Raw genomic sequence first — 9,861 nt, forward strand, 5'->3', positions numbered from 1 at the left:
GGTCAGGCCTCCTTGCTCTTGGCTCGGCGTGGATTCGGGCGGGGCGAGGTGCGGGGCTTGGTCCCGGTCGCGGGTTGGGCCGCGGGCGGGGTCTCGGTGCCGGTCTCCCCGTCCGGCAGCCGCCGTCCGGCCGGCTCGGGGGCGTCGGGGTGCGCTCCGGCGGCGCCCGCCTTCTCCGCCGGGGTGTCGGCGGCGGCGACGCGCGCGTCGGCCGCCTCCTCCCCCGGGGTCTGTCCGGTGCGACCCGTGGGCTGCACCGTCTCCCGGGGCTCGCCGGCGTCGGCCGGTGGCTGCTCGGGACCGGGCATCGGCGGGGCGGACTCGCCACGCTCCACGGCCAGCCGCAGCCCGGCGAGCGTGGGCTCGATGCGCCCCTCGGCGTCGATGGCGGCGGCCATGTCGTAGGGGTCCTCGTACTGGGAGAACCCCGCCAACTGCCGGGAGATCCCGCGGAAGTCGGTGAGCGGTGCGCCGCGGGTGGGGTGCGGCTTCTCGCCGCGGCGCAGCGCGGCGACCAGGGCGCGGGCGCCGTCGACGTCCTGCTGGTCGTAGAACTCGTAGTCGACGGTGACCACCGGCGCGTAGTCGCAGGCCGCGAGGCACTCGGCGTGCTCGAGGGTGATCGAGCCGTCCGCGGCGGTCTCGTCGTGGTGGACGGCGAGGTCGGCGGCGAGCGCGTCGAAGATCCGCTGCCCGCCCAGGACGCTGCACAGCGTGTTGGTGCAGACGCTGACCAGGTGCCGGCCGGTGGGACGGCGCTTGTACATCGTGTAGAAGGTCGCCACCGCGCCGACCTCCGCCTTGGTGAGGCCGAGCTCCTCGGCGCACAGCGCCACGCCCTCGGGCGAGACGTAGCCCTGGTAGCTCTGCACCAGGTGCAGCATCGGCAGCAGGGCCGAGCGCGGCTGCGGGTAGCGAGCGATGATCTCGCGCGCCTCGAGCCGGGTCTGCTCGGTCAGCGGCGGCAGGTCGGCGGCCGCGGGCTCCACCGGGCTGGAGTCCAGCCCGGTGACCGCCGTCCCCTCGGCCGATCCGGGGAGCGCGCTCACCGGTCGACACCTCCCATCACCGGGTCGAGCGAGGCGATCGCCGCGATGACGTCGGCGATCATGCCGCCCTCGCTCATCGCCGCCGTGGCCTGCAGGTTGACGAAGCTGGGGTCGCGCACGTGGACCCGCCACGGCCTGGTGCCGCCGTCGCTGACCACGTGGTAGCCGAGCTCGCCGCGGGGGGACTCGATCGGCACGTAGACCTGCCCGGCCGGCACCCGGAAGCCCTCGGTGACCAGCTTGAAGTGGTGGATCAGGGCCTCCATCGACTGGCCCATGATGTGCTGGACGTGCTCGAGGGAGTTGCCCATGCCGTCGGGACCGAGGGAGAGCTGCGCGGGCCAGGCGATCTTCCGGTCCTGCACCATGACCGGCCCCGGCTCGAGCCGGTCCAGCGCCTGCTCGATGATCTTCAGCGACTCGTTCACCTCGGCCATGCGCACGAGGTAGCGGCCCCACGCGTCGCAGGTGTCGGCGGTCGGCACCTCGAAGTCGTAGGTCTCGTAGCCCAGGTACGGCTCGACCTTGCGGAGGTCCCACGGCAGGCCCGCGGCGCGCAGCACCGGACCGGTGACGCCGAGCGCGATGCAGCCGGTGACGTCGAGGTAGCCGGCGTCCTTGAGGCGGGCCTGCCAGATCGGCTGGCCGGTGAGCAGCTTGTGGAAGTCGGTGACCCGGGCCGGCATGAGCTCGAGGAACTCCCGGATGTGCTCGACCGAGCCGACCGGGAGGTCCTGCGCCAGGCCGCCGGGGCGGATGTAGGCGTGGTTCATCCGCAGGCCGGTGATCTCCTCGAGCAGGTCGAGGACGAGCTCCCGCTCCCGGAAGCCGTTGGTCATGCCGGTCAGCGCGCCCATCTCCATGCCGAAGGTGGCCAGGGCGACCAGGTGCGAGGCGATCCGGTTGAGCTCCATCACCAGCACGCGGATCGTCTGCGCCCGCTGCGGCACCTCGATGCCGAGCAGCTTCTCGACGGCCATGCAGTAGCCGGCCTCGTTGTACAGCGGGGACAGGTAGTCCATCCGCGTCACGAACGTCGTGCCCTGCGTCCAGTTCCGGTACTCGGTGTTCTTCTCGATGCCGGTGTGCAGGTAGCCGATGACCACCCGCGCCTTGGTGACCGTCTCGCCCTCGAGGTCGAGCACCAGGCGGAGCACGCCGTGGGTGGAGGGGTGCTGCGGCCCCATGTTGACGACGAGCCGCTCCTCGCCATACGCCTCGGTGCCGAGCGTCTGGTCCCAGTCGCCGCCGGTGACGGTGTAGACCCGGCCCTCGGTGGTCTCCCGCGAGCCGGCGTAGGGGTCGTAGGTGGTGCTCACAATGCCTCCCGTTCGACTCCGGACTCGTTCCGCTCCTCGGTCGCTGGCGCTCCCTGCGATGCTCGCTCGCCCGTCGTCCTCACCTGTAACTCCGGCGGGTGTCCGGCGGCGGGATGGTGGCGTCGTGGTACTCGACCGGCACCCCGCCGAGCGGGTAGTCCTTGCGCTGGGGGTGGCCGTCCCAGTCGTCGGGCATGAGGATCCGGGTCAGCGCCGGGTGGCCGTCGAAGACGATCCCGAACATGTCCCAGGTCTCCCGCTCGTGCCAGTCCGCCGTCGGGTAGATGCCGGTGACCGAGGGGACGTGCGGGTCCTCGGCGGTGACCGCGACCTCCAGGCGGATGCGCCGGCGGTAGGTCATCGAGGTCAGGTGGAGCACGACGTGCAGCCGGGGCCGGTTCGACGTCGCCGCCGGGCCGCCGCTGTCGAGGTAGTCGACGCCCGAGACGCTGCTGCACAGCTCGAAGCGCAGCGCCTCGTCGTCGCGCAGGGCCTGGACCAGCGTGAGCAGGTGCTCCCGGGCGACGAAGTAGGTGATCTCGCCGCGGTCGACGACCACCCGCTGCACCGCGGCGGCGTAGGTGGCCTCGCCGACCGCATCGACCAGGGCGTCGGTGACCTCGTCGAAGTAGCCGCCGTAGGGCCGGTCGGTGGAGTGCAGGGCGACCGCGCCGCCGGGCTCCACGCGGACCAGGCCGCCGAACCCGGAGGTGTCGCCGCTGCCGGAGACGCCGAACGCGCCGCGCCGGAAGCCACCGTCCGGTCCGCCACCGCCGATCCCCTGCTGGCCGCCGTCCGGTCCCGGGGTCGGGAACCCGCCGTCGTTGCTCATGACGTGCTCCGCACATGGGGCTCCGGCAGCAGGACGGCGTTCCCGCCCCGCTGCTCGATCGCGAACTGGCCGGTGCGCCGCTCCGCGGCCGCCCGCTCGTAGGCCGCCCGCGCCGTCTTGTCCACCCGCACCGTCGAGGGCATCTCGACGAGCAGGTCCTCGGCGCGTCCCTCCTCGCGGGCGCGCTCGAGCTCGCGGGCCCGCTTCGGCCCCAGCGGCTCGTTCATGATCTTGTGGTGCAGCTTGAGGATCGCGTCGGTGAGCATCTCCGGGCGCGGCGGGCAGCCGGGCAGGTACATGTCCACCGGCACGATGTGGTCGACGCCCTGCACGATCGCGTAGTTGTTGAACATCCCGCCGGAGCTGGCGCAGACGCCCATCGCCAGCACCCAGCGCGGCTCGGGCATCTGGTCGTAGATCTGCCGCAGCACCGGCGCCATCTTCTGGCTCACCCGGCCGGCCACGATCATCAGGTCGGCCTGCCGCGGGGAGGCGCGGAAGACCTCCATGCCGAAGCGGGCCAGGTCGTAGCGCCCGGCGCCGGTGGCCATCATCTCGATCGCGCAGCAGGCCAGCCCGAACGTCGCCGGCCACAGCGAGGACTTGCGGGTCCAGTTGACCAGCTTCTCGACGGTGGTCAGCAGGACGCCGCTCGGCAGCTTCTCCTCGAGTCCCATGGGTGCGCTCCTGTCAGTCCCAGTCGAGCCCGCCGCGACGCCAGACGTAGGCGTACGCGATGAAGACGGTGCCGATGAACACGACCATCTCGACCAGGCCGAAGACGCCGAGCGCGTCGTTGGCCACGGCCCACGGGTAGAGGAAGACGATCTCGATGTCGAAGACGATGAAGAGCATCGCGACCAGGTAGTACTTGACCGGGAACCGACCGCCGGTGAGCGGCTGGTCGACCGGCTCGATGCCGCACTCGTAGGCGGCGAGCTTGGCCTGGTTGTACCGGCGGGGCCCGACGAACGGGGCGACGGTGACCGAGAACAGCGCGAACGCCGCGGCCAGCGCGAACAGCCCGACGATCGGGACGTAGGTCGAGAGCATCAGCGGCACCCTACGGCGGCGGAGATCACGGACAGGGCAGCAGGTGACCTTCGACACAGCGTGTCGACATGGCGGCTGGACGTGACGGCGCGCATGGCTCAGACCGCCGGTGCCAGCCGGGTGAGGACGGCGACGACGCGGTCGAACCGATCGCCGTCGCGCCCGTCGGAGAGGTTCCCCATGAGCTTCAGCGCGGCCGTGACCATCGCCGGCCGCGTCAGCCCGTGCGCGGTGGCGAAGCGGACCAGGCCCGGCCGGGCGAGCAGGGCGAGGAACGCCGTGCCCAGCCGGTGGTGCCGGCCGTACTCCTCGCGCAGCCGGGCCGGGTAGCGGCGCAGCGCGGCCTCCCGGGCCGGGCCCTCGGGGCGGGCCAGCGCCTCGGCCGCGGCCTCGGCGGCCATGGCGCCGGTCTCCAGCGCGTAGCTGATGCCCTCGCCGTTGAACGGGTTCACCGTGCCCGCGGCGTCCCCGGCGAGCAGCAGCCCGCGGGTGTACGCCGGGCGCCGGTGCAGCGCCATGGGCAGGCCCGCGCCCCGCAGCGGCGTGACCGCGTGCTCCTCGTCGTACTGCCACTCGGGTGGGAGGGTGGCCAGCCACTCGCGGAGCACCGTCCGGGGCTCGGCGCCGGAGCCGCGGCGGGTGTCGAGCAGGCCGAAACCGACGTTGCTCGTGCCGTCGCCCATGCCGAAGGCCCAGCCGTACCCGGGCATGCCGTCCGCGCTGGGCCCGGACGCCGACAGGTCGAAGGAGATGTCGAGGTAGTCGTCGTCGGCGCGCGGGGAGGACACGTACCGACGGACGGCGACGCCCATCGGCCGGTCCTCGCGGCGGACCAGGCCGAGGGCCTTGCCCAGCCGGCCGGAGAGCCCCTCGGCGGAGACGACCAGCCGGGCCCGCCAGGTGACCGGCACCCGGTCGGGGCCCTCGGTGGCGTGCACGCCGGCGACCCGGCCGGCGTCGTCGAGGAGGGGGTCGGTGACCGTGACGTCCTGCACCAGCCGGGCGCCGGCGGTCTCGGCGTGCGCGGCCAGGCCGGCGTCGAGGTCGCGGCGGTTGCGCACCAGGCTGTACGCGGGCCAGTGGTCCAGCCGCGGCCAGTCGACCTCGACCACCCGGCCGCCGCCGGTGACCCGCAGCCCCTTGTGCCGCACCCAGCCGGTGGTGTCCACGCCCAGGTCGGCGAGCGCCTTGACCCCGCGCGGGGTGAGCCCGTCGCCGCAGACCTTCTCGCGGGGGAACCGGGACTTCTCCAGGACGACGACGTCGAGGCCGGCCCGGGCGAGGTGCCAGGCGGCCGACGACCCCGCCGGGCCGGCGCCGACGACGACCACGTCGGCCCGCCGGTCGCCGCCGTCCACCTCGACCCCTCCCCGGAGTTCCGCGCCCGACTTTGTGAATTGCTTCACAAAGTCTGTCGGTCACTACTCTAGGCCCGGCTGTGACACGGGTGACAAGTCGGCTTCCGAGCGGCGCCCAGAAACACCCGCTACCCCACCGCTCGCGAGCTCGCCGAGGGCCCCTGCAGCGGGGCCGGGGGTCAGGCGCGGGGCTTGCGGCCGCGGTGCAGCGCGACGATCCCGCCGGTGAGGTTGCGCCAGCCGACGTCGGCCCACCCGGCCGCCGCCAGCCGGGCGGCGAGCGCCGGCTGGTCGGGCCAGGCCCGGATCGACTCGGCCAGGTAGACGTAGGCGTCGGGGTTGCTGCTCACCGCGCGGGCGATCCGCGGCAGCGCGCGCATCAGGTACTCGGTGTAGACGGTGCGGAACGGCGTCCAGGTGGGACTGGAGAACTCGCAGACCACCAGCGTGCCGCCGGGCCGGGTCACCCGGGAGAACTCGCGCAGCGCGGCGTCGGGGTCGGCGACGTTGCGCAGGCCGAAGGAGATGACGACGCCGTCGACGCTCTCGTCGGCCAGCGGCAGGGCCATCGCGTCGCCGGCCACCTTGGGCACCGCCCGGGCGGCGCCGGCCCGCAGCATCCCCTGCGAGAAGTCGCACGCGATCGCGGTCACCCCGCCGGCGGCCAGCTCCACCGTGGAGACCGCCGTCCCGGCGGCGACGTCGAGCACCGTCTGCCCAGGGCACGCGCCCAGGGCCTCGCGGGTGGCCCGCCGCCAGGAGGCGTCGAGTCCGGCGGAGAGCACCGTGTTGGTGAGGTCGTAGCGCGCGGCGACCTGGTCGAACATCGCGGCGACGTCGGCGGGGCGCTTGTCCAGACCGGCCCGCAGGCCGGCGGTGTGTGCGTCCTCTCCCCGGTCTCCCACGGCGGGGACGCTACCGGGCTGCCTACGCTGGGTCCGTGACAGCGGCCGCCGTGACCTCCCCCCGGTCGGTCACGCCCGCCGTCACGACGACGCCGCTCGAGGACACCCCGCGCCTGCTCGACCTGCTCCCGGCGAGCGGCGCCCTCTCCTGGGTCCGCCGCGGCGAGGGGCTGGTCGGCTGGGGTGAGGCCGCGCGGCTGGAGGTGTCCGGCCCGCGGGCGCTGGCCGAGGCGGCCGCGTGGTGGCAGGAGCACAGCGCCGGCCTGGTCGTCGACGACCCTCTCGGCGTCCCCGGCTCGGGGCCGGTCGTGTTTGCCAGCATCGCCTTCGACCCGGCCGCCGGGACGTCGGTGTTCGTCGTCCCCGAGGTCGTCGTCGGACGGCGCGACGGCGTCGCGTGGGTGACCACCACCGGCGACGCCGACCCGGCCGACGTGCTCGCCACCGCCGCGCCGGAGCCCGCGCCCCTGGGCCGGCTGCGCTACGCCGACGGTGCGCTCGACCCCGCGTCGTGGTGCGCGACCGTGACCGCCGCGGTGCAGCGCATCACCGCCGGCGAGCTGGAGAAGGTCGTGCTCGCCCGCGACCTGCTGGTCACCGCCGACGCCCCGCTGGACCCCCGCGCGCTGCTGGCCCGGCTGGCCGCCCGGTTCCCCGGCTGCTGGACGTTCGCCGTCGACGGCCTGCTCGGCGCCACCCCGGAGCTGCTGCTGCGCCGCACCGGCCGGGAGCTCTCCTCGCGCGTGCTGGCCGGGACGGCGCCGCGCGGCGCCGGCGCCGACGACGACCGGCTGGCCGCGGCGCTGCTGACCTCGGGCAAGGACCGCGCCGAGCACGCGCTCGCCGTCGACTCGCTGGTGCGCGCGCTCGAGCCCCACTGCAGCTCGCTGACCGCGCCGGCGGAGCCGGAGCTGCTGACGCTGGCCAACGTGCGGCACCTGGCCACCGACGTCTCCGGCGTCCAGCGGCCCGGCGGGGCCCGCGGCCGGGCCGGGCTGCTGGAGCTGGTCGGCGCCGTGCACCCGACCGCCGCGGTCTGCGGCACCCCCACCGCCGCCGCCGCCGGGCTGATCGGCGAGCTGGAGGGCATGGACCGCGGCCGCTACGCCGGCCCGGTGGGCTGGCTGGACGCCCGCGGCGACGGCGAGTTCGGCCTCGCCCTGCGCTGCGCCCAGCTGAGCGACGACGAACCCGCCACGGCCCGGCTGTTCGCCGGCTGCGGGATCGTCGCCGGCTCCGACCCCGCTGCCGAGCTCGCCGAGACGCAGGCGAAGTTCGCCGCCTTCCAGGCCGCCCTCGAGGGCTAGCGCAGGAGCGTCTCCACGTAGGCGGCGCCGATGCCCACCTTCTCGTAGTGGTCGCGGGCCAGCTCGAGGTAGTCGTAGGCGTCGAAGGTGCCGTTGGGCTGGCCGTCCTCGTCCAGCCAGATCAGCGGGCCGGTCACGTTGAAGTGCACCCGCATCGGCTCGTCCGACTCGTGCGCGACCAGGGTGTGCGCCTCGCCGGGCGTCTCGTAGACGAAGGTGCCCCGGGTGGCCACCCAGTCGTGCTCCAGGTAGCTCCACTTCCCCGACAGCGTGTAGCCGAAGACCTGGTGCGGGTGGTAGTGCCGGTTCACCAGCCCGGCCTCCTTGGCCCACAGCACGTCGGCCCACCGGTTCTGCGAGAGCGAGATCCACAGCGGCCGGGATCCCACGGTGTCCGACAGCGGGATGAAGTACCGCTCGTCGTCGTCCAGGGTGTTGGGCAGGAAGATCTCGGGGGCGGCGTCCTTGCGGAAGACGTTCTCGATCGGCTTGATGTCTCGCCAGAACTCGCGACCGGTCTCGGGCTCGGGGCTGACCATCGCGCACTCCTCTGCTGGTGTGGCGTCGAACGGGCCGGGGCGGCCCGGCAGCCAGGGTTTCGACCACCGGGCCTGGGTGCGCGGAACTGCCGGCGGCCCCGTGCACCGTGGCCTGACGGTGCCCCGAGGATCACCGGCTCAACCGGTACCGGTCGGCCCCGTTCGGGACCGGACCAGCTCGGACACCACGCGGACCACGAGGTCCAGCGGCAGGTCCTGCCGGTGCGGCAGGTGCATCGCGTCCTTGGCGCCCCGGTACGGCGCGACCGCCCGCTCGAGGTCGGCGTCGGCGATCGCCCGGGGCAGCGGGTAGAGCGCGATGTGCCGGCTCCAGGCGGCGACGTGCACCAGCGGCCGGCCGTCGAGGACGAACGTCGGCATCGCGTAGCTCATCCGCTCCTCGGTGCCGGGCACCGCCTCGTGGATCGCCGAGCGGATGGCGGCCACCCGATCGCGGACCTGCTCGGGCAGTGCGGCCAGGTACTCGTCGACGGTGGCCGGCGTCGTCGTCATCCCGGGCCTCCCAGGGCCTCGATCGCCGCGGTGCGGAGCCGGCCGGCCAGTTCGGCCTCGACCCGCTGGTCGGTGCGGACGACGACGACCCGCGGCCCGCCCGCGGCGACGGCGGCGCGCAGGTCGCCGGGCCGCTCGACCCGGACGGCGGGCCAGCCCAGCGCCTCGGCGACCGCGACCAGGTCCCGCCCGTGCGGGGTGCCGAAGACCCGGCGGTAGCCGGCCACGTACTGCGGCTGCCCCGGCTCGAGCTGGGCGAAGATGCCGCCCCCGTCGTTGTCGGGCACGACCAGCGTGAGGTCGGGCCGGGGCTCGCCGTCGCCGCCCAGCAGGCCCTGCAGGTCGTGGAGGAACGTGAGGTCGCCCAGGAGCGCCACCGCCGGGCCGCCCCCGGCCCGCCGGTGCGCGAGCGCGGCGCCGACGGCGGTGGAGACGGTGCCGTCGATGCCGGCGACGCCGCGGTTGGCCAGCACGGTCAGCCCCGCCCGGGGGACGGCCAGCCGGTCGACGTCGCGGACCGGGGTCGACGACCCCAGCACCAGCAGCGCGCCGTCGGGCAGGCCGGCCACCAGGTCGCGGGCCAGCCGGCCCGCGGTCAGCCCCTCGGCCGCGTCGAGCAGCCCGTCCACGGCGGTCCCGACCCGCGCGGCCGCGGCCGACCAGGCGGCCCGCCAGGCCGGGGCGGCTGCGGCCTCCCCTGCCGGCAGCACCCCCACGGCCGCCGTCGACCGCCCGGCGTCGGCCCAGCGCGGCGCGGCGGCGACCGTCTCCACCCGGACGTCCGGGTCGGCCAGCAGCGCCGACACCGGCCGGGACAGCGTGGGTCGGCCGACGACGAGCACCCGGTCGGGCCGGTGCGCGGCCAGCCACACCGGCGCACCGAGCAGCAGCGCTCCCCCGCGCGCCGCGGCGTCCCACGCGCCGCTCGACGGCTCCGCGACCACCGGCCAGCCCCGCCGCGCGGCCAGCGCGCCCGCCGCCCGGCC

Annotated in this window: 11 protein-coding genes; 1 reads left to right on the forward strand and 10 read right to left on the reverse strand. The window is 74.9% G+C overall.

The features are described from left to right. Positions 1-2: 2 nt before the first annotated feature. From nuoE to MY526_RS11205, 7 genes are all read right to left on the reverse strand, one after another. Entirely contained in the window at positions 3-1,049 is a 1,047-nt protein-coding gene (gene nuoE, locus MY526_RS11175) for an NADH-quinone oxidoreductase subunit NuoE (protein WP_436703892.1), read from the reverse strand. Then, on the reverse strand, positions 1,046-2,368 hold the full coding sequence (locus MY526_RS11180) for an NADH-quinone oxidoreductase subunit D (protein ID WP_436692545.1): 1,323 nt from the start codon (positions 2,366-2,368) through the stop codon (positions 1,046-1,048). The genes nuoE and MY526_RS11180 overlap by 4 nt, the downstream gene beginning before the upstream one ends. A 79-nt stretch (positions 2,369-2,447) precedes the next feature. Then, positions 2,448-3,200 (reverse strand): NADH-quinone oxidoreductase subunit C, encoded by a 753-nt coding sequence (locus MY526_RS11185; RefSeq protein WP_436692544.1) that lies wholly within the window; start codon positions 3,198-3,200, stop codon positions 2,448-2,450. Beyond that, complete coding sequence (locus MY526_RS11190) at positions 3,197-3,877, reverse strand: NuoB/complex I 20 kDa subunit family protein (protein WP_436692543.1); 681 nt, start codon at positions 3,875-3,877, stop codon at positions 3,197-3,199. The genes MY526_RS11185 and MY526_RS11190 overlap by 4 nt, the downstream gene beginning before the upstream one ends. Positions 3,878-3,890: 13 nt before the next feature. Next, on the reverse strand, positions 3,891-4,253 hold the full coding sequence (locus MY526_RS11195) for an NADH-quinone oxidoreductase subunit A (protein ID WP_436692542.1): 363 nt from the start codon (positions 4,251-4,253) through the stop codon (positions 3,891-3,893). A 98-nt stretch (positions 4,254-4,351) separates the two neighbouring features. After that, positions 4,352-5,659: a geranylgeranyl reductase family protein gene (locus tag MY526_RS11200; protein ID WP_436692541.1), complete on the reverse strand. Its 1,308-nt coding sequence runs from the start codon at positions 5,657-5,659 to the stop codon at positions 4,352-4,354. Positions 5,660-5,790: 131 nt separating this feature from the next. Continuing rightward, the gene (locus tag MY526_RS11205; protein ID WP_436692540.1) at positions 5,791-6,516 is read right to left on the reverse strand and encodes a demethylmenaquinone methyltransferase; all 726 of its coding nucleotides are present in this window, start codon (positions 6,514-6,516) and stop codon (positions 5,791-5,793) included. Between the two features lie 35 nt (positions 6,517-6,551). On the opposite strand from MY526_RS11205, the gene MY526_RS11210 reads away from it, so the two are divergent. Further along, positions 6,552-7,823, forward strand: coding sequence for an isochorismate synthase (locus MY526_RS11210; protein ID WP_436703893.1), 1,272 nt, complete (start codon positions 6,552-6,554; stop codon positions 7,821-7,823). Here the strand turns inward: MY526_RS11210 and MY526_RS11215 are convergent. The 3 genes from MY526_RS11215 to MY526_RS11225 form a co-directional block, all read right to left on the reverse strand. Beyond that, positions 7,820-8,362, reverse strand: coding sequence for a 2,4'-dihydroxyacetophenone dioxygenase family protein (locus MY526_RS11215; protein ID WP_436692538.1), 543 nt, complete (start codon positions 8,360-8,362; stop codon positions 7,820-7,822). The genes MY526_RS11210 and MY526_RS11215 overlap by 4 nt on opposite strands. A 138-nt stretch (positions 8,363-8,500) precedes the next feature. Further along, the gene (locus MY526_RS11220) at positions 8,501-8,875 is read right to left on the reverse strand and encodes an iron chaperone (RefSeq protein ID WP_436692537.1); all 375 of its coding nucleotides are present in this window, start codon (positions 8,873-8,875) and stop codon (positions 8,501-8,503) included. Continuing rightward, the coding region (locus MY526_RS11225; RefSeq protein WP_436703894.1) for a thiamine pyrophosphate-dependent enzyme at positions 8,872-9,861 on the reverse strand (990 nt) is incomplete at its 5' end. The genes MY526_RS11225 and MY526_RS11220, both read right to left, overlap by 4 nt.

Source organism: Geodermatophilus sp. CPCC 205761 (genome assembly GCF_051383655.1).
Taxonomy (GTDB): Bacteria; Actinomycetota; Actinomycetes; order Mycobacteriales; family Geodermatophilaceae; genus Geodermatophilus.

Bases quoted from the DNA above. Each gene is read 5' to 3' on its own strand.
- MY526_RS11220 (WP_436692537.1), bottom strand. From the start codon at position 8,875: ATGACGACGACGCCGGCCACCGTCGACGAGTACCTGGCCGCACTGCCC.
- MY526_RS11185 (WP_436692544.1), bottom strand. From the start codon at position 3,200: ATGAGCAACGACGGCGGGTTCCCGACCCCGGGACCGGACGGCGGCCAG.
- MY526_RS11195 (WP_436692542.1), bottom strand. From the start codon at position 4,253: ATGCTCTCGACCTACGTCCCGATCGTCGGGCTGTTCGCGCTGGCCGCG.
- MY526_RS11215 (WP_436692538.1), bottom strand. From the start codon at position 8,362: ATGGTCAGCCCCGAGCCCGAGACCGGTCGCGAGTTCTGGCGAGACATC.
- MY526_RS11190 (WP_436692543.1), bottom strand. From the start codon at position 3,877: ATGGGACTCGAGGAGAAGCTGCCGAGCGGCGTCCTGCTGACCACCGTC.